We start from the raw sequence: 18,592 nt of genomic DNA on the forward strand, positions 1-18,592 counted from the left end.
CTTAGTGAAGCGTGAGGCACTACTGGCAATCGATCCTGCCGCACAGAAACTACTACTGAATCGGCCTTACTTCTATGCCACGGGAATGGACCGCACAGTCCATGCCTATACAAAGGACGAATGGGGTATTGGCGGCTCCCAGCCAACCGGAAACTACTCGGTTCATACGACTACAGGGCTCGTTGTCGTGACAGCCCTCATGACCATTCCAGCCCTCGGCGCACCCCTGATGCTGATCATTGCGCTTGCCAGCGTCAATGTAATTGTTGTCATTTTCGGACTGCTGGGTGCTGTCCTCTTCACAGGAGGATGGCTCCTGGGAGTCCGCAGCCTTCGCCGCGAACTGCGGGCGTCCAAGAAGCGCAAGCTGAAAGGGTTGCCGAAACCGCGTTTTGCACTTTCGGATGACCAGGCGCGCGCCTGGCTCGAATCGAATCCGTCCCACATCGCCATCACCCGCGAAAACTTCCCTGATAGCACTCGTCCGTTTCCTGGGGACGGGCCCGCGACCTAGAAGTCCGGGCTCCCTGGCGCCCAACCAGGGACCGCTCGGCTGCTCACCCAAACGACTAAGAACGGAAGTGGAAATTAATGGACGACGCCGTTCCTGGACCAACAGAACCGGGCCGCCGGAAGGTTTACTACCGGCAGCAGGTGGAGCTGGAGGCCGCTAAGCAGGGACTGACCACCGAAGAGTACGGCGTTTACAAGGGCTCAACCGGCAGTGCCGTCAAGCCCGTCAACTCTGCCGGCGGCTTGCTTTTCCTCATCATCCTGATCACAGTGATCATCGGAGTAGTGGCTGCGCTCCTCGTTAAACTGTTTTTAGACGGCACAGAGGAACCCAATTGGGGCCAAATCGTGTTCGCCATCGCCTTCGGGCTTTGGATTGTGCCGACGTCATGGGCTTACTACTTCAAGGAGCGCAAGGCTGCACGCCTCCGGAAGGCGGCCGGGAAAACCCTTGAGCCTCCTACCCGCCGCTCAAGCAGGCCGGACTGGTAGCGGCAGCTGGCAGCGAAAACTTGCCTGACGCCGTCGTACTTAGTAACGGGACCCGGCGCCCGGCGTGACGTAACCGACTGCGCCCTGCCGGTTGCGAAGTCTAAACTGTACGAATGACTACAGCAGCTACCCCTTCCGTCGGCCTGGTCGGATGGCGCGGCATGGTCGGTTCCGTCCTGATGCAGCGCATGCAGGACGAGGGCGACTTCGCCAACATCAACCCGGTGTTCTTCTCCACCTCCAACGCGGGAGGTGCCGCGCCGTCGTTCGCCGACGGTGCCGGCAAGCTCGAGAACGCGTTCGACCTCGACACTTTGGCGAAGCTGCCCATTATCGTCACCGCCCAGGGCGGGGACTACACCAAGCAGGTCCACGGCGAGCTGCGCAGCCGCGGCTGGGACGGCCTCTGGATCGACGCCGCCTCAACCCTCCGCATGAACGACGACTCGATCATCGTGCTGGACCCCATCAACCGCGACGTCATCGACAAGGGCCTGGTCAACGGCACCAAGGACTTCATCGGCGGCAACTGCACCGTGTCCTGCATGCTCATGGGCCTCGGCGGCCTGTTCAAGCACGGCCTGGTGGAGTGGGGTACCTCCATGACCTACCAGGCAGCCTCCGGCGGCGGCGCCCGGCACATGCGTGAGCTGCTCAGCCAGTTCGGCACGCTCAACGCCGAGGTCAGCACGGAACTGGACGACCCGGCGTCGGCCATCCTGGACATTGACCGCAAGGTCCTGGCCCACCAGCGCACCGACATCGACGCCACCCAGTTCGGCGTCCCCCTGGCCGGCTCCCTGATCCCCTGGATCGATGCGGACCTGGGCAACGGACAGTCCAAGGAAGAGTGGAAGGCCGGGGTTGAGACCAACAAGATCCTGGGCACCTCCGACGAAAACCACGTGATCATGGACGGCCTCTGCGTCCGCATCGGCGCCATGCGCTCCCACTCACAGGCCCTGACGCTGAAGCTCCGTGAGGACCTTTCCGTGGCCGAAATCGAGAAGCTACTGGACGAGGACAACCAGTGGGCCAAGGTGGTTCCCAACACCAAGGAAGCCTCCATGGCGGAATTGACCCCGGTGGCCGCTTCCGGCACCCTGGACATCCCGGTGGGCCGAATCCGCAAGATGGAGATGGGCCCGCAGTACATCAGCGCCTTCACCGTGGGCGACCAGCTCCTCTGGGGCGCCGCCGAGCCGCTGCGCCGCATGCTCAACATCGCCACCGGCAACCTGTAGCTTCCAGCTGCCTCACGAGCGGCCCTTGCCCGCATAACCGTTGCTGCCCGGCAGCGGTTATGCGGGCAAGGGCCGCTTTTGCGTTCCGGAATGGCGCGCCAGGAATGCGTACAGCCGTTGCCGCAGCTCTCCTGGCCGGTTCAGCTGCTGCCAATTGATCCGGAAGACTGCCCAACCCAGCTCCTGCAATGCGTTCTCCCGGCGCCGCTCCGCGAGCAGCACATCCGCCGCCGGCTTGTAGTCCGTGTACTTGGCGACGCCGTCGAACTCGATAATCGCCCGGGCGTCGGGGTCCGCGAAATCCGCCCGGAAAATGCCCTCGCGGGTGGTGATCCCAACCTGCGGTTCGAACATGCGCAGGCCAAGAGAATGCAGCATCAGCCTGGTCCGGGTCTCCCCCGGGGACTCGGACCGGGCATCCAGAACAGCCAGCAGGTCCCAGGCGCGCCTGCCGCCGCGGACCACTGGACTGTCGTTCAGCAGCTGCCGCATGGCCTCGATGGACGCACCCTTGCGCAGCGCGTGGTCACCGATCACAGCGGCCTTTTCCAAGGGCAGGATACGTGCGCAGTCCAGCACGGTCCGCTCGGCACTGGTGGTAAGGACTTCCCGCCCGTCGGGCGTCCACAGTGAAGCCTTCTCAGCTTCCGCGAGCGGCAGCCTGTGAGTCCGGACGTCCCTTCCTGCGCTGGCCTTCGAGTTGGCATACTGGGTTGTCACGTTCACGGCGGCACCGCCTTCCCAGACAAAAAGCCCCCGCAACAATGCCGCGCTCACGTGGCTGTACCGGGACCGGCCGTGGGTGGACTCGAAATGGGCCATCAGCCGGGCCTGGTCCCGGTCCCATTCTTTGAGCGCATGCCAGTTCCCGCTCCGGACGTAGGCTCCCCGCCGCAACCGAAGTACGGCACCGCTCTTCACGGCCGCAGTCAGCACACGGTCGTCCAGCCCGGCAGCCGACAATTGGTGGGTTGACGCAACCACCTGCCCGGGCCAGCGATGGTCGACGAGGGCCTGCAAATCATGGAACTTCATTGCTTAAGGGTCGACGGCGGACACCGGTATCGGAAGCACGCGACGCCGCTATGTGGAGGGACACCGGAGCGAGCGGCCCGTGCCCGCACAACCGTTGCTGCGCGCCACCGGTTATGCGGGGCTGGGCCGGTTATGTGGTGCTGGAAGCCGCTCAGGTGGCCAGGAACGTCGTGTAGCGCCGGCCGGCCTTGGCCAGGGCTGCCTGCGCCGCCGGGCCGAGCGGCCGGGCTTCGTCGAAGAGTTGGGGTACGACGGCGGCACCCGGCCCGGTGCCCTTCAGCGCCCAGGTGCCAACCACCTTCCCCGCGGCAACCACCGTCTTCTTGAAGACACCGTTCCCGCCGGGCACGATCAGGTCGGAATGCTCCGGCGACAGGACGAGGCTGCGGTCCGTGTAGCCCAGGACAAACTCATCAAAACCCGGCAGCAGGTGGACAGACCGGCCGCCGGGCACGCCGGAGTCCAGGAGCTCCGCCACCTCCGGGGACAGCCAGTAGCTGGTCCCCTCGAACTCAAGCTCCACCAGCTCGCACCGGACGTGCTCAAACGCCGTGCGGACCTCGGTCAGCGGCAGCTGCGTCCACCAAGCGAAGTCGCGGAGGGTGGCCGGGCCGTGGCTCCGGAAGTACCGCAGCAGGAACTCGACCAGAGCCTCCTCCCGCTCCAGGCTCCGGGAGGAGGGGATCCACTCATCAAACGCCGCGATCAGCTGCTGGTTGCCGGCCAGTGGCCCCAGCACCAGCCAGCCGTGCCGGCACAACGAAGCCAGGAGATGGATCCCCCGCTGGCCCTGGGTCGGCTGGCCTCCGTCGTCGAACACCTTGAACAGTGCGGCGCGGCTGACGGGACCCTCCGCCGAGATGTGTTCCAGCGCCTGGTCGCGGGCCTTCTCCACGTCCGCCCACGTAATCTCCAGCTGCCGGTGGCGGCCCGCGATGCTCCTGGTGAGCCGTTCGGCCGTGAGGTCCAGCATCCAGCGCAGGTCCCCGGCAGCCACGAGGTGCAGCGTCCCGCGCATCGGCCAGGACCGGACAACAGCTCCGGAACTAATGGCGGCACGCACCTGGGAAAGCCCCGCGTTGGGCACCCGGACCCCGACCGCCCACAGTGCCGCCGGCAGGTCCTGCGCCTGCATGGCGGTCATCCACCGGACCAGCTCCGGCACAGAGGTACCCCCTATCCCGGCGAGCCGCTGGGACACCAGCCGGAGCCTGCCGACCATCCTGCCGTCGCGCAGGGCACCAGATGCAGCCATGCGCCCATCCTAGGCCGGGCGCAGCCCCGAGGGGACGACTAGAGTTCGAGGCCGATGAGCAGCGGCTCCGGGTGCAGCGAAATGCCGAAGTGGCGTTCGACGCCGGCCCGCACCTCCCGCGCGACAGCCACCATATCCGCGGCGCTGGCGGAGCCACGGTTGGTGATGGCCAGGGTGTGCTTGGTGGACAGCGACGCGCGGCCTCCGGCCACGCCGTCGTCCTCCAGGCCGAAGCCCTTCCCGAAGCCTGCCTGGTCAATCAGCCATGCTGCGGAGAGCTTCACCATCCCGTCCAGCCCGGCAGGGTATCGCGGAGCGTTTTCCGGCAGTTTGTCCGCTACGTCAGCCGCCACAATGGGGTTGGTGAAGAACGACCCGGTGGAGTAGGTGTCACGGTCCGCGGCGTCCCACACCATTCCCTTGGAGGCACGAAGGCGCAGGACTTCGCGGCGGACGTCGTTCGCGTAGGCGCGCTGGCCCACGTCCACGTTGAGGGCCCGGGCCAGCTCGGCGTACCGGATCGGCGCGCTCATCCGCCCCAGCGGCAATTGGAACTCGACAGTGAGGACCACGTACCGCGGCGAGCCGTTGACCGTGGTCTGCTTGAGGATGGAGTCCCGGTAGCCGAACTTCAGCTCGGAGTTGGTGAAAGTCTGCACGGCGTTGCGCTCACGGTCCCAGGTGCGGACGGCCGCGATGGTCTGGGAAACATCTGCACCGTAGGCACCCACGTTCTGGACAGGCGTGGCACCGGTTGACCCGGGGATACCGGACAGCGCCTCGATTCCGGACCAGGCGTGGCGTACCGCGTGCTCCACCAGCTTGTCCCAGTTGTGGCCGGCCTGCACCACAACGGCCACTCCCCCGCAGGAGTCCTCGGCGTTGACCGTGAACCCCTCAGAGGCGATCCTGATGACAGTCCCGGGGAACCCGTCGTCGGACACGAGGAGGTTGGACCCGCCGCTGACGATCAGGACCTGTTCCCCGGCGGCATCCGCCGAGCGGACCGCGTCGATGATGTCCGCTTCGGTACGGGCCTCGATGTACTTGCCGGCGGGACCTCCGACGGCGGAGGTGGTCAGGGAGGAGAGGAGCGTGGAAGTCACCTGTCCACGTTACTTGAAGATACTGTGCGGGCGCAGTGACGCGCAGTACCTTCAGGCCAGCTTCCGGGCCACCGGAGAGAGGACGAAGCTCACCGCGAGCATCACCATCACGGCCAGCAGCGAATGCAGGATGCCCACATGCTCGGCCAGCAGCCCCAGCAGCGGCGGGCCGCACAGAAACGCGGCATAGCCGATGGTGGACACCACGGAAACCCGGGCGGCAGCCATCGCGGGATCGTCGGCAGCGGCGGACATGCCCACCGGGAAGCCGAGAGATGCTCCCAGGCCCCACAGTGCGAGCCCGACGTAGGCAAGCCACGGCACCGGCGCAAAGACGAAGACGCCCAGTCCCAGCACAGCCAGTGCAGCGCACCAGCGCATCACGGGAACCCTGCCGAATCTGTCCAGCATCACCGTCCCGGCAAAACGCCCGATGGTCATAAACGTGACGAACAGCCCGTAGCCGGCGGCACCGGCAGCATCGCTCTGCCCGTGGCCGTCGGCCAGGGCAAGGGCCACCCAGTCCCCTGCCGCGCCTTCGGCCAGGGCGAGGCCCAGCACCAGGACACCCAGGAGCAGGGTCCGCCGGTCCCGCCATGCCCGGGCGATCTTGCGCTTGTTGTCCAGCGGGGCGTCGCCGGAGGCGGTTCCGGGAGTGATCACGGGAATCGGCCCGGTACTGGGGTCCTCGAAGGTATCCGGGGAGTAACTGCGCTCCCCCGCCACCGGGGTGACGTCGGCACGGAACCAGGACGCGGCCGTTGCTACCGAACCCGCCACCACCGCCCCTGCCGCCGCAAGGTGCCAGAACACCGGCAGGGACACCGCGGCGGCAACGGCCCCCAGCCCCGCGCCTGCCACCGTTCCCAGGCTGAAGGCCCCGTGGAGCCGCGGCATGATGTGCCGGCCCACCGCGCGTTCCACCGCGGCACCTTCAACGTTGGACGCCGTGTTCCAGCTTCCGGTGCCCAGGCCAATGATGGCCAGGCCGATCGCGGTTGCCACCGGGCTTGCCAGCACGGTTGTGCCAAAACCCGCCGTCAGCAGGCCTGCACCCACCATAATGCTGCCTGTCCGGATGGTCCGCTTGGAGCCCAGCCGCAGCACGATCAGCCCTGAAGCAGACACGGAGGCAAAGGATCCCAGCGTCATGCACAGCAGGATGACGCCGATGTTGCCCGGGGTGAGGTCCAGCGTGTCCCGGATAGCGGGCAGCCGGGACACCCAGGAGGCAAAGGCAAGGCCGCTGGCGCCGTAGGCCACCACGACGGCGTTTCGCCAGGCAGTGACCTGCCCGGCCGTTGCGGTGGTTCCTGCAGAAGTGGTCAAAAGGTGCAGCTCAAGACAGCTTGACGAGGGCCTGGGCCTTCATCAGGACCTTCTGCCCGGCGGAGACAACGGTGAGGTCGACGCGCGCGGTGCCCGCATCGGCGTCGAGCTTCCCAATGGTGCCGCTGACCTCGATGGTGGCCCCGGGCTGGCCGGTTCCGGTGGTGTCGGTCACCAGGACCGGCTTGGTGAAGCGGGTCTGGAAATCGACGACGGCGGCCGGGTCGCCTGCCCAGTCCGTCACCAACTGGACGGCCGAGCCCATGGTGAACATGCCGTGCGCGATGACGCCGGGCAGTTCCACGCCGGTGGCGAAGGCCTCGTTCCAGTGGATGGGGTTGAAGTCCCCGGAGGCGCCGGCGTACTTGACCAGGTCGGTGCGCGTGACCTCGATGGTGCGGCTGCCGATTTCCTGGCCGGCGCTGAGTTCGTTGAAGCTGGGGCTCATGGTTACTGTCCCTCTCCGCGGACCAGGATGGATGACGTGGTGGTGGTGACGGGTTCCCGCGAATCACCGGAACCGAGGGCGAAGATCTCCGAACGCGTGGTGATCATGGCGCCGCCGCCCATGGCACGGACGCCGTCGACATGCAGTTCCGCGACGAGGCGGTCCCCGGCGACGATGGGCCGGTGGTGGGTGAAGCGCTGGTCTGCGTGGACCACGCGGGAGAAGTCGATGCCTGCGTCCGGGTCCTCGATGAGCTGGGCGTCGGCGCGCTGGGCGATGATGATGGCGAAGGTGGGCGGTGCCACCAGATCGGGGTGGCCCAGGGCCTTGGCTGCGTCCACGTCAAAGTGCGCGGGGTGGGTCGCCTTCACGGCGCGGGCGAACTCACGGATTTTCTCGCGGCCGACGTCATACACCTCTGCGGCAGGGTAGCTACGGCCCTGCAGGTCCGGATTGATAGTCATGGATTCCAGCCTATCGCTGCCCCGCCCCTCATAAGACGCCCCCTGCGGTGATATGATGATTTCATCAATTCATCAGGTCGCTGCGTCCGGTGTGCCGGGCAGCCATCGTGCACAGGAGCGCCACTTTTGATGCTGTCTTCCGCCCAAGCCCCGCTCTACGAGATCAAAGCGAACCTATTCAAAGGCCTGGCCCACCCGGCCAGGATACGCATCCTTGAGCTGCTGGCCGCGGCGCCGCAGGAGTCTGCCCCGGTGAGTTACCTTTTGGCAGAAACCGGACTGGAGGCCTCGCACCTCTCCCAGCACCTTGCCACCTTGCGGAAGCACAGGGTGGTGACCTCCGTACGCAGCGCCAATGCGGTGACGTACCAGCTTGCCCACCCAGGGGTCTCGCAGCTGCTTGCCATTGCCCGGACCTTCCTTGTGGACAGCCTGGCCGACTCCAATGAGCAGCTGCGGCTGGCACGGCAGCTGCCGGCGGAACACCTGGCCGGCGGGTCAGCCAAGTGACTGCGAACCCGGTCACGGCCCGTGGCACGGCCACGGAGAGCATCACCCGGTTCCTGCCCTCGCGGAAGGATTACGCCGGCCTTGCCGGCACCTGGCGCACCGACCTGCTGGCAGGGATCACCGTGGGCATTGTGGCGTTGCCGCTGGCCCTCGCGTTCGGCGTCAGCTCCGGGGTGGGCGCCGAAGCGGGCCTCATCACGGCGATCGTGGCCGGGCTGGTGGCGGCTGTCATGGGCGGCTCCCCGGTACAGGTATCCGGACCCACTGGCGCCATGGTGGTGGTACTGGCCCCCGTGGTGGCGGTCCACGGCATCGGCAGCGTCGCCCTCTTGTCCCTGATGGCTGGTCTGCTGGTCTGCGCTTTGGGATTCAGTGGCCTGGGCCGGGCCGTGGCCTTCATCCCCTGGCCCGTCGTGGAAGGCTTCACGCTGGGCATTGCCGCCATCATCTTCCTCCAGCAGGTTCCGCTGGCCACCGGCACGTCCGGCACCCCGGGGCACAACACCCTCCTTGCCGCAGTGGAGGCGGCAGCAGGGGCCGCCGCCCCGACGGTGGTGCTGACGCTCGCGCTCGTGGCGGGAGTCGCCGTCGTGATGGTCCTGGTGCAGAAGTTGTTCCGCGCCCTGCCGGCCAGCCTGCTGGCGGTACTCCTGGCGACCGCCGCTGCCGAAATGCTGCAGCTCGACGTCCCGCGGATTGGTACACTCCCGCATTCCCTTCCGGCTCCGTCCTTCCCCGCCCTCGACCCTGCTTCCCTGGGCAACCTGGCGATGCCCGCCGTGGCTGTCGCCTTCCTGGCTGCCATCGAGTCACTGCTCTCGGCGCGCGTGGCCGCGGGGATGGCCGGGCCGAACGGCAGGCCCACCGGCCCCTACAGCCCCGACCGTGAGCTGATGGGACAGGGCCTGGCTTCCATCGCGGCCGGCCTGTTCGGCGGAATGCCGGCCACAGGAGCCATTGCACGGACCGCGGTCAACGTGCGGTCCGGCGCCAGGACCCGCCTGGCCGCAGCGGTGCACGCCATCGTGCTGCTGGGCATCACTTACCTGGCGTCAGGAATGGTCAGCCGCATCCCGCTGGCGGCACTGGGCGGAGTCCTGATGGTCACGGCAGTACGGATGGTCTCGCGGCGCACCATCACCGCCATCCTGCGTTCCACCCGGGCAGACGCCGCGGTCTTCGTACTGACGGCCGTCATCACGGTGGCCTTCGACCTCATCATTGCCATCCAGATAGGGCTGGCCGCGGCGGCCCTCTTCGCGCTGCGGAAATTCGCTTCGCTGAGCGGGGTCCAGCGCGAGGAGATTCCCGGTCCGCCGGTGGAAGGAGACGAACACATCGCGGTCTTCCGGCTGGATGGAGCGATGTTCTTTGGTGCCGCCGAACGCATCCTCCAGGAGATCAGCCAGGTCAAGGACGTGCAGGTGGCCATCATCAGGTTGTCCCAGCTGCGGATGCTGGACGCGACCGGCGCCCACGCCCTGGTGGAGGTCATTTCCGCCCTGGAGCTGCGCGGCATCACCGTTTTGCTCAAGGGTGTGCGGCCGGACCACCTTGACCTGGTGACCAACGTGGGCGTGATCCGTTCCCTGCGGCACCACAAGCACCTGTTCGACCAGCTCCCGGATGCCGTGGAACATGCCCGCAGCCACGTGCTGCGGAACGCGGCAGCTAGCGCCTGAGGTTTTTGCGGATCGCCTGGCCCCGGACCACGATGCCCACGACGTGGAGGACCAGCCCCAGCCCGATGAGGGGCAGGGAAGCCATGGCCAGCGCCTGGTTGCCGCTGGTGTTGCCCACCAGGTTCAGGATGATGCCGACGGCGATCAGTCCCATTGCGCTGAAGACCAGGACTTTGTAGCGGGTAGGCGCGGTGGCCCAGAATTCGTTCAGCACCGTCCAAGTCTACCGAGTCCCCGGCCACCCCGGCGGGCGGTCCGGGGCCCCGGGCTCAGAACAACGCTTCCTGCACTGCCGGCACCTCTGAGGCGTACTCCCCCAGCACGACGGTCCGGGCGGCCAGCTGGGACAGGTTCACCACGAACTCGGCGTCCGTGCCGTCCAGCCGGGCCAGCGCGTTGGCCCCGCCCAGGGCTGCGATGCTGAAACCGTGCTGCCCCTGGTCCAGGGCGTGCGGATAGGCGTGGCGGGACGCGCTTCCGTGCAGGGCATCAGCATGCGCGGGACGCAGCCACTGCTCCTCCACGGCCTGAAAGCCGTCGACGGCGGTGCGCGCCAGCAGGTCCCGTACGTCACCGGCGGCGCGGGAATTGACTTCGTCCACCGCGCTGGCCGGCAGCGGCCGCAGCAGCGCCTCCGCCTTCGCGGCCGAGCGCACCTGCTGGGTCAGGCCGGCGCCGGCTGTCACCAGGTCCTCGAGGACCCGTACCACGCGGCCATCCTCCGCCCTGGCAACATACCTCGCCACTGCGGCCCCCTGCTCCGCCAAACGGTTCCACTTCCGCGGGCCGGAGGCCGTTCCCACCTTGGTGGTGCCTCCCGCGAACGTGGCCACGTAGAGCCAGTGTTCCTGCATCAGGTAGTCCCGCAGGCCGGGGGTCACCCTGCCGCCGCGGTGGAAGTCGTGCATCAGGCGGGGTTCGTCCAGTACGAAGCACCGCTCGCATTGCTTGCCCCGAAGGGCCGGGGCGGCGGAGCCGCACAGGATGTGGCGGCGCGAGCCGGCTGACTGGACCTGGACGTGGCCCAGGCAGAACCTGCCGGGTTCCACCACCTTGAAGCCGAGCCGGCTGCCCGCCCTGAGGCTGAGCTCCAGGTAGTCCCCCACGGGTGACTGCAGGCGCAGGACCGGGCCGCCGGCGTCGTCCGCTGGGGTTGCGGCAGGCGGACCATCCCAAAAGACCCCGTGGACCAGATAGCGGGTATCGGTCACGGGGTCTCCTGAAGTGGTGGGTGGCGCTACAGCGCGGGCTGCACCCCAAAGGCTACCGCGAGCTTCATGATCTTCTCGGCGCGGCCCAGGCGGGGCAGGTCGGAGCCGTCGCGGATGACGCGGCCGTTGGCTTCGAAGTCGTTCATGAAGTCGGTGGCCCAGGCGACGTCCGACGGCGTGGGGCTGATGACCTCGTTGATCACCGGGGTCTGGTCGATGGCCAGGCAGAGCTTGCCGGTCATGCCCATCATCACGGTGATGCCGGTCTGCTCGCGCAGGATGGGGTGGTTGGTGCCGACGGTGGGGCCGTCGATGGGGCCGGGCAGGTTGCCGACGCGGCTAGCGACGACGAGCTTGGCGCGCGGGTAGGCCATGGCCTCGGGGGTGGCGGCCATGCCCGTGTCGCGGCGGAAGTCACCGGAGCCGAAGGCCAGGCGGAACGCGCCCTGGGCCTTGGCGATGTGGTTGGCTTCCTCGATGCCGAGCGCGGATTCCACCAGCGGGATCACGGGCGTCTTGCCGTCCATGCGGTGGTAGCTCTCGGTCACCTGGTCCGCGGATTCGGTCTTGGCGAGCATGACTCCCAGCAGGCCGGGCGTGCCGCGGAGACCGGCGAGGTCATCGGCCCAGAACGGGCTGGTGGCGTCGTTGATCCGGACCCAGGCCTTGCCACCGGCGGTCAGCCAGTCGATGACGTTGTTCCGGGCCTGGTCCTTCTGCGACGGGTCCACCGCGTCTTCAATATCCAGGATGATCGAATCGGCCCGGGACACGGCCGACTGGTCGAAGAGCTCCGGCTTCATGGCATTGACCAACAGCCAGGAACGGGCGATCTCTGCAGGGATATTCCGTTCCGGCCTAACGGTTTCGGCGGCGATGGTAGACGTCATGCTTTCTACAGTATCCGGCCTGCAAGCGGCACGGCGAAGAAAACGGCCGGCTTGTGAGGATCAATACGAACTAAACGCGTTGTGACTGCGCTTCAGCCAAAAATGAAGCAGCAGGTGCCGTTCCGGCGCTTCCGGAACGGCACCTGCTGCAGCAGGGCTGGGAGGGCTAGGGGATGTTGCTGCCCCGCGCGGTCACCCACAGCTTGTACCAGTCGGCACGGGTCAGCGCCCCGGCCACGCGGGCGGCGTCCCCGCAGGCCCGGATCCGGTCCGGATTGACCGTGCCGATGACCGGTGCGATCCCGGCCGGATGCTTCATCAGCCATCCCAGGAGGATGGCTTCGCCGGACGAGCCGTAGTGGTCGGCAAGCTGCGCCACGAGTTCCGCGGTGGCTGCCTCCGCAGAGGTGGGGTTCTCCTGCTCGGCGCCGGTGTAGACCCCCTTGGCCAGGGAGCCGTACGCCTGCAGGGTGACGTTGTTGCGCGTGCAGTACTCCAGCGTGCCGTGCGGAAAACTGTAGTCCAGGTGCTCCGGGTGGTTGACCAGGACCTGGCTTTCCAGCCACGCCCGCTTGAGCAGGCTCATCTCCAGCTGGTTGGCCACCACAGGGGTCTCCAGCCGGTCCTGCAGCACTTCGATCTGCGCCGCGGACATGTTGGACACGCCCAGCTGGCGGACCTTTCCTTCGGCCATGAGCTGCCCGACGGCGGCTGCCACCTCCGCCGGGTCCGCCAGGGGGTCCGGGCGGTGCAGCAGGAGGATGTCCACGTAGTCCGTCTGCAGCCGTTTGAGGCTGCCGTTGACCCGCTCCAGGATGGCCTCCCGGCTCAGGTCGTAGTGGGTCTGCAGGCCACGCTCGTTCAGCCGGATGCCGCATTTGGTCTGCAGCCGGATGCGCTCCCGCAGGCCCGGGGCGGCAACCAGCACCTCACCGAAAACAGCCTCGGACTTGCCGCTGCGGTAAATGTCGGCGTGGTCGAACAGGGTGATGCCCGCGTCCAGGGCGGCCTGGACGGCAGCCTCGGCCTGGTCCACATGGTCAGCGCCATGCGGCTCATCAGACCAGCTGCCGCCCAGTCCCATGCATCCGTAGATGACTTCCTGCATCAGGAAGCCCCGACCGGGCACGGCACGTGCATCAGCGCAGCCATGCGGTGGTGTTGGCTGGCAGCTTGCCGTCCTCCAGCGGGGCGCTGCTGACCAGGACCGCACCGGCGGGAAGGTCGACGGCGGTGTTCCCGAAGTTGGTGACGGACTGCCACCCGTTGGGGCGCTTGAAGTGCAGGACGTCCGGGTTGCCGTTCTCCACCCATTCAAGGTCCTCGTCGGTCAGCAGTTCGCGGCGCAGTTTCAGTGCTTTGCGGTAAAGCTCCAGCGTGGAGCCTTCGGTCCCGTCCTGGGCCTCGACGGCATACTTGCTGAACCAGTCCGGCTGCGGCAGGTGGGACCCGCCATCGCCGAAGCCGAAGGACGTGCCTTCCACCTTCCACGGCAGCGGCACGCGGCAGCCGTCACGGCCGATTTCGACGCCCTTGTTGCGGAAGAAGGACGGGTCCTGGCGTTCCGATTCGGGAATCTCGGCCACTTCCTGCAGGCCCAGTTCCTCACCCTGGTACAGGTACGCGGATCCGGGGACAGCCAGCATCAGCAAGGTGGCGGCGCGGGCGCGGCGCTCACCCAGTTCAACGTCCAGCTGGTCCTTGGGGCCGCCGGCGAGCAGCCAGTCCTTGCCGTCCTGGCCCTTGGCACCGGCCTTCGCCTTGGCCACCTGCGGCAGGCCGTAGCGGGTGGCGTGGCGCACCACGTCGTGGTTGGAGAACACCCAGGTGGAGGAGGCGCCGGTAGCCGCCGCCTCGGCAAGGTTCCGGGTGATGATTTCCTTGTACTCGGCGGCGTCGAAGTCAGCCTGAAGGAGGTCGAAGTTGAACGCCTGGCCCAGGCCCTGGGGGCTGGCGTAGCGGGCGCGGCGGGTGGCGTGGACCCATGCTTCGGCGACGGCGGTGCGCGGCGGGTTGTACTCGTTGAAAACCTCGCGCCATTCGGCGTAGATCTCGTGGACTTCGTCGCGGTCCCAGAACGGGTGCGTGCCGTCGTCGAATCCATCCACGCCGGTGTTGGCGGCGCTCAGTTCAAGCTTGGACAGCAGCGGCTCGGTGAGGTCCTTGGTGAGGGCGTGAGCCACGTCAACGCGGAAGCCGTCCACGCCGCGGTCCGACCAGAAGCGCAGCGTCTTGAGGAAGTCATCCCGGATTTCCCGGTTGGACCAGTTCAGGTCCGGCTGCTCCTTGGCGAAGATGTGCATGTACCACTGGCCGGGCGTGCCGTCGGGTTCGGTGATGCGCTCCCAGGCGGGTCCGCCGAACACGGAGTCCCAGTCCGACGGCGGGAACTCGCCGTTGGGGCCCTTGCCGTCCCGGAAGATGTAGCGGTCGCGGGCCGGGGAGCCCTTGGGGGACGCCAGCGCTTCCTGGAACCACTTGTGGCGGTTGGAGGAATGGTTGGGGACGATGTCCGCGATCAGCTTGATCCCGGCGTCGTGCAGTGCCTTGGCCATCTCGTCGAAGTCAGCCAGCGTGCCCAGCTTGGGGTCGACATCGCGGTAGTCATCGACGTCGTAGCCGCCGTCGGCGAGCGCGGACGGGTAGAACGGGCTGAGCCACACGGCGTCGATACCCAGCTTCTTCAGGTAGGGGACCTTGGCGGTGATGCCCTTCAGGTCGCCGATGCCGTCGCCGTTGGAGTCGGCGAAGCTGCGGGGGTAGATCTGGTAGACGGAGGCCTGGCGCCACCAGTTGGGGTCGGCCAGACGGTCAGAGTCGGACAGGGTTGCCAGAGTGGCGGTGGTGGACAAGGACTGACCCTTTTCTTCAGTGCGGCTATATTTATATTGAGTCTAAATTTACTTACCCAAGTATTATCTGGTGCTTTGGACAGGAAGGTCAACAGCATGCCTGAACCGGTTCCGGCTACTCCCCAACTGCTGCGGCGGGTCAGCGCCGGCGCGGTACTGGAGTTCATGCGCGCCTCGGGGGCTGTCACCGTCACCGATGTCATGGCGGCGACAGGCCTGACCCGCGCCACCACCATCGCCGTCTGCGAGGACCTGGTCCGGCGGGGCTGGCTCCTGGAACTGGAAAACCAGCGGGAGTTCGGCGGGTACCGGAAGGGCCGCCCGGCCCGGCGCTTCGAGCTCAATGAGCGGGCCGGCGTGGTGCTGGGCATGGATATTGGATATTCGAAGGTCACCGTGGTGGTCTCCGATCTCCGGGGCAGGACAATGGCCCGGTCCAGCCGCCCCTTCCAGGCCGGTGAGGTCGGTTCCCGGGAGCGGATCGCCTTCATCGACGGCGTCGCCATGGCCGCACTGCGCTCCGCCGCGGCGGACCCGGGACAGGTGCTGGCCGTGTGCGCCGGTGTGGCAGCACCGGTGGACCGGCGCGGGGAGGTGGTGGCCACGCAAAAGTTCTGGGGGCTGTTCGACCTGGGACTGCCGGCGGCACTCAAAGCAGCCCGCGGATGGACCGTCCTGCTGGAAAACGACGCAAACCTTGCTGCCCTGGGTGACCGGTGGCAGGGGGCCGCCGCCGGCATCGACGACGTCGTGGTGATTCTGGCCAGTGAACGGCTGGGCTCCGGCATCGTGGAGGGCGGCCGGCTGGTGCATGGAACCCGGGGCAGCGCCGGGGAGCTCGCCTACCTGAACCTGGTGGAAGGCGTCGGCGATACGTACGGCATCGCCCATCTGGCCCGCAGGTGGGCCGCGGAAGCACTGGCCACCACCGCGCCGACTGCCCTCCGGGCCTTCCAGCCAGGGCGGGTGGAGGCCGAACAGGTCTTCGCCGCCGCAGCCCAAGGGGATGCCGTGGCGTTGGAGATCCTGGACCGGCTGGCGGACAGGATGGCGCGGGTGGTGGGCACCGTGGCCACCATGCTCAACCCGGAACTGGTGGTGATCGGCGGCGGTGTGGCGGACTCCGCCCACGTGCTCCTGGCCCCGATCAGCGAGCGCCTGGCCGGGTACACAGCCACCCCCGCCCGCGTGGCAGTATCCCCGCTGGGCGATTCCATCGTGACCGTAGGCGCGGTGCGCCGCGCCCTGGACTACGTGGAGGGGAACTCCCTGGACCTGGTGCTGGCTGCGGCCGCTACTCCGGCATGACCATGGTGCGCAGGTCCAGCTGACGGAGCACCCGGTCCGCCACCTCGGGGTCCATGTCCGGCTCGTTCCGCGCCGCCACCACTTCCTGCCGCGCCGCATCCAGCGCGATGGTCTGGACCGCGATGGCCAGTTCGCGTCCCCGCTGGCGCTTTTCCGCCAGCGGTTCGTTCCGCAGGCTGCCGTCCGTCAGTTCAGCGTGCAGGCGGCGCATCCGGTCCTTGACCAGCGTTACCTTTTCCGGCGGCAGGTCCGTCATCAGGTCGTGCTGCTTCAAGGCCGCGACGGCCGCGGCCTGGGCACGTGCGGCGAGCAGCCGGACAGCGTCGCGTTCCGCCGTTCCGTCCTCGGAGGCGTTGAGGACACGCATCAGCCACGGCAGCGTCAGGCCGGGAAGGACCAGCGTGGCCAGCAGCACCGCGCAGGCAATGACCAGCAGGTAGTCCCGCCCCGGGAACGGCGTACCGTCCGCCAAGGTCAGCGGCAGCGCCAGGGCCAATGCCAGGGTTGCCAGACCGCGCATGCCGCACCAGGTCAGGATGAGGACTTCCTTCAGGGACGTGGGCTGCAGGACGTTCTTCCGTTTCCGGGCACCCAGTGCCAGGACGGCCAGCCACAGGAACCGGACCGCGAACACCAGGACGCAGACCACCGCGGCCACCCCGATCATGCCGAAGATCTCCGCCCCCTCATCGCGGATGACATGCCTGATTTCCAGCCCCACCAGGCCGAACGCCAGCCCCGTGACCAGCAACTCCACCACATCCCAGAAGGCGTTCCGGGTGACACGCTCCGCCGCGTCCTGCGGGCGGGCGTGGCGCTGCATTTCAAGGGCCGTGACCACCACGGCGATAACGCCGGAGGCGTGCACCTCCTCGGCGAGGATGTAGGCGGCGAAAGGCACCACCAGGGTCACCGCGCTCCGGGCCACCATGGACGTGACCAGCCGGGTGACCAGCGCGATCAGCCAGCCCATGGCAATGCCCACCAGGACGGCAAGTGCCGCGCCCATCAGGAACTGCAGGACGACGTCGGGCCCCACCTTGGTGCCGCCCACGGCGGCTGCAACGGCTGCCTGGAAGATGACGATGGCCGCGGCGTCGTTGAACAACCCCTCGCTCTGGAGGACGGTGATGAGGCGGCGCGGCATGTGCACCCGGCCTGCAACGGATTCCACCGCCACAGGGTCCGGTGGCGCCACCATGGCACCGAGGGCGATGGCTGCGGGGACCCCGATGCCGGGAATCATCAGCCATGCCGCACCGGCCACCACTGCCGTGCTGATGACCACCAGCGCCACGGCCAGCATGATCAGCGTCCGCCACCGGACACGGAACACCGCCCAGGAGCTCCGCTGGGCGGTGGCGAACAGGAGCGGCGGAAGGAAGATGGGCAGGATCAGGGCCGGTTCAATCTCCAGGTCGGGGAAGCCGGGAATGAACGTCAGCGCCGCCGCCAGGAGGAGCATCAGGACCGGGTATGGCAGCCGGAGCCTGTCCCCCAGGCCCACGGCCACCACCGTGGCCAGCAGCAGTCCAATGATGAGTGCGAGCTGGTCCATAAGCCTCTTCGCCGCCGGCTACGCGCGGGGTTCCAGTGCCGCCGCCACGGGAAGGGTGCCGTCGCGGAACTCAATGGTCCGGCCGGCAGTCTGGGGAAGGTCCAGTACTGCCGCTGCCACGATGGCCGTATTGGCACGGGAGGTGTCCCGGTCCCCTTCCGGTGAGGGGTCGACGTCGATCAGCCCGGTTCCGGGCTTGTCCGTCAGCGCGCCGGGCCCAAGGATGGTCCACGCCAGGCCGGTGCCGCGCAGGTACTCGTCCGCTGCTGCCTTGGCTTCCGCGTAGGCAAAGAAACTGTTGTCCTCCGGCACCCCGTGGTCCTTGCCGGCACCGAAGTAGGAGACCATGATGTACCGGTCCACGCCGGCCTGGGCCGCGGCATCCATGGAGCGGATGGCGGCGTCCCGGTCCACCGCGTAGGTGCGTTCGGGGTCGCCGCCGCCGGCCCCGGCCGACCAGACCAGGGCGTCATGCCCGGCAAGGGCACCGGCGATGGCGGCCGTCGTCGAATTTTCCACATCCAGGACCAACGGCGTGGCCCCGGTGCCGGCGACGTCGTCTGCGTGGTCCGGATTCCGGATGAACGAGGTGACGGAGTGGCCCTCGCCGGTGAGAAGGGCGGACAGGAGGAGGGCCACTTTGCCGTGGCCGCCGATGATGGCGATGCGTGTCATGCACCCATTCTGCCTGCACG

At 67.6% G+C, this 18,592-nt stretch carries 19 protein-coding genes; 6 read left to right on the forward strand and 13 right to left on the reverse strand.

Annotation, left to right across the window (positions count from 1 at the left end; genetic code table 11):
- Positions 1-4 precede the first annotated feature (4 nt).
- The 3 genes from VIK36_RS15945 (at position 5) to asd (ending at position 2,249) form a co-directional block, all read left to right on the forward strand.
- Positions 5-514, forward strand: coding sequence for a hypothetical protein (locus VIK36_RS15945; RefSeq protein WP_324642672.1), 510 nt, complete (start codon positions 5-7; stop codon positions 512-514).
- A gap of 77 nt (positions 515-591) precedes the next feature.
- Entirely contained in the window at positions 592-1,005 is a 414-nt protein-coding gene (locus tag VIK36_RS15950) for a hypothetical protein (protein WP_324642673.1), read from the forward strand.
- Between the two features lie 113 nt (positions 1,006-1,118).
- The gene (gene asd, locus VIK36_RS15955) at positions 1,119-2,249 is read left to right on the forward strand and encodes an aspartate-semialdehyde dehydrogenase (RefSeq protein ID WP_324642674.1); all 1,131 of its coding nucleotides are present in this window, start codon (positions 1,119-1,121) and stop codon (positions 2,247-2,249) included.
- Between the two features lie 57 nt (positions 2,250-2,306).
- On the opposite strand, the gene VIK36_RS15960 is transcribed toward asd, so the two are convergent.
- From VIK36_RS15960 to VIK36_RS15985, 6 genes are all read right to left on the reverse strand, one after another.
- The gene (locus VIK36_RS15960) at positions 2,307-3,284 is read right to left on the reverse strand and encodes a hypothetical protein (protein WP_324642675.1); all 978 of its coding nucleotides are present in this window, start codon (positions 3,282-3,284) and stop codon (positions 2,307-2,309) included.
- A 151-nt stretch (positions 3,285-3,435) separates the two neighbouring features.
- Entirely contained in the window at positions 3,436-4,539 is a 1,104-nt protein-coding gene (locus VIK36_RS15965; protein ID WP_324642676.1) for a winged helix DNA-binding domain-containing protein, read from the reverse strand.
- A gap of 38 nt (positions 4,540-4,577) precedes the next feature.
- Positions 4,578-5,645, reverse strand: coding sequence for a UDP-N-acetylmuramate dehydrogenase (locus VIK36_RS15970; protein ID WP_159631320.1), 1,068 nt, complete (start codon positions 5,643-5,645; stop codon positions 4,578-4,580).
- Between the two features lie 51 nt (positions 5,646-5,696).
- Complete coding sequence (locus VIK36_RS15975) at positions 5,697-6,974, reverse strand: MFS transporter (RefSeq protein WP_324642679.1); 1,278 nt, start codon at positions 6,972-6,974, stop codon at positions 5,697-5,699.
- Between the two features lie 10 nt (positions 6,975-6,984).
- Positions 6,985-7,422, reverse strand: a complete 438-nt coding sequence (locus VIK36_RS15980) for a MaoC family dehydratase (protein ID WP_255172884.1) — start codon at positions 7,420-7,422, stop codon at positions 6,985-6,987.
- A gap of 2 nt (positions 7,423-7,424) precedes the next feature.
- Complete coding sequence (locus tag VIK36_RS15985) at positions 7,425-7,886, reverse strand: FAS1-like dehydratase domain-containing protein (RefSeq protein ID WP_255172885.1); 462 nt, start codon at positions 7,884-7,886, stop codon at positions 7,425-7,427.
- A 129-nt stretch (positions 7,887-8,015) separates the two neighbouring features.
- Between VIK36_RS15985 and VIK36_RS15990 the strand changes: the two genes are divergently transcribed.
- Together VIK36_RS15990 and VIK36_RS15995 are read left to right on the forward strand one after the other, a co-directional pair.
- Entirely contained in the window at positions 8,016-8,396 is a 381-nt protein-coding gene (locus VIK36_RS15990; protein WP_324642681.1) for a metalloregulator ArsR/SmtB family transcription factor, read from the forward strand.
- The gene (locus VIK36_RS15995; RefSeq protein ID WP_324642682.1) at positions 8,393-10,078 is read left to right on the forward strand and encodes a SulP family inorganic anion transporter; all 1,686 of its coding nucleotides are present in this window, start codon (positions 8,393-8,395) and stop codon (positions 10,076-10,078) included. Before VIK36_RS15990 ends, VIK36_RS15995 begins: the two co-directional genes overlap by 4 nt.
- Here the strand turns inward: VIK36_RS15995 and VIK36_RS16000 are convergent.
- The 5 genes from VIK36_RS16000 to VIK36_RS16020 form a co-directional block, all read right to left on the reverse strand.
- A complete protein-coding gene (locus VIK36_RS16000; protein WP_224026693.1) occupies positions 10,068-10,292 on the reverse strand; it encodes a DUF3188 domain-containing protein in 225 nt (74 codons plus the stop codon). The two genes, VIK36_RS15995 and VIK36_RS16000, sit on opposite strands and share 11 nt — an antisense overlap.
- A gap of 55 nt (positions 10,293-10,347) precedes the next feature.
- The gene (locus VIK36_RS16005; protein ID WP_324642683.1) at positions 10,348-11,289 is read right to left on the reverse strand and encodes a DUF2797 domain-containing protein; all 942 of its coding nucleotides are present in this window, start codon (positions 11,287-11,289) and stop codon (positions 10,348-10,350) included.
- A 26-nt stretch (positions 11,290-11,315) separates the two neighbouring features.
- A complete protein-coding gene (locus tag VIK36_RS16010) occupies positions 11,316-12,179 on the reverse strand; it encodes an HpcH/HpaI aldolase/citrate lyase family protein (protein WP_141942759.1) in 864 nt (287 codons plus the stop codon).
- A gap of 166 nt (positions 12,180-12,345) precedes the next feature.
- Complete coding sequence (locus VIK36_RS16015; RefSeq protein WP_255172889.1) at positions 12,346-13,287, reverse strand: aldo/keto reductase; 942 nt, start codon at positions 13,285-13,287, stop codon at positions 12,346-12,348.
- Positions 13,288-13,318: 31 nt separating this feature from the next.
- Complete coding sequence (locus VIK36_RS16020) at positions 13,319-15,031, reverse strand: glycoside hydrolase family 13 protein (protein ID WP_255172890.1); 1,713 nt, start codon at positions 15,029-15,031, stop codon at positions 13,319-13,321.
- A 96-nt stretch (positions 15,032-15,127) separates the two neighbouring features.
- Here VIK36_RS16020 and VIK36_RS16025 point away from each other — a divergent pair, with 96 nt between their 5' ends.
- Entirely contained in the window at positions 15,128-16,339 is a 1,212-nt protein-coding gene (locus tag VIK36_RS16025; RefSeq protein ID WP_255172891.1) for an ROK family transcriptional regulator, read from the forward strand.
- Here VIK36_RS16025 and VIK36_RS16030 read toward each other — a convergent pair.
- Together VIK36_RS16030 and VIK36_RS16035 are read right to left on the reverse strand one after the other, a co-directional pair.
- Positions 16,326-17,897: a Na+/H+ antiporter gene (locus tag VIK36_RS16030; RefSeq protein ID WP_255172892.1), complete on the reverse strand. Its 1,572-nt coding sequence runs from the start codon at positions 17,895-17,897 to the stop codon at positions 16,326-16,328. The two genes, VIK36_RS16025 and VIK36_RS16030, sit on opposite strands and share 14 nt — an antisense overlap.
- An 18-nt stretch (positions 17,898-17,915) precedes the next feature.
- A complete protein-coding gene (locus VIK36_RS16035; RefSeq protein WP_255172893.1) occupies positions 17,916-18,572 on the reverse strand; it encodes an SDR family oxidoreductase in 657 nt (218 codons plus the stop codon).
- Between the last annotated feature and the right edge of the window lie 20 nt (positions 18,573-18,592).

Origin of the sequence: Pseudarthrobacter sp. LT1, from assembly GCF_035621795.1 — a bacterium.
GTDB lineage: Bacteria > Actinomycetota > Actinomycetes > Actinomycetales > Micrococcaceae > Arthrobacter.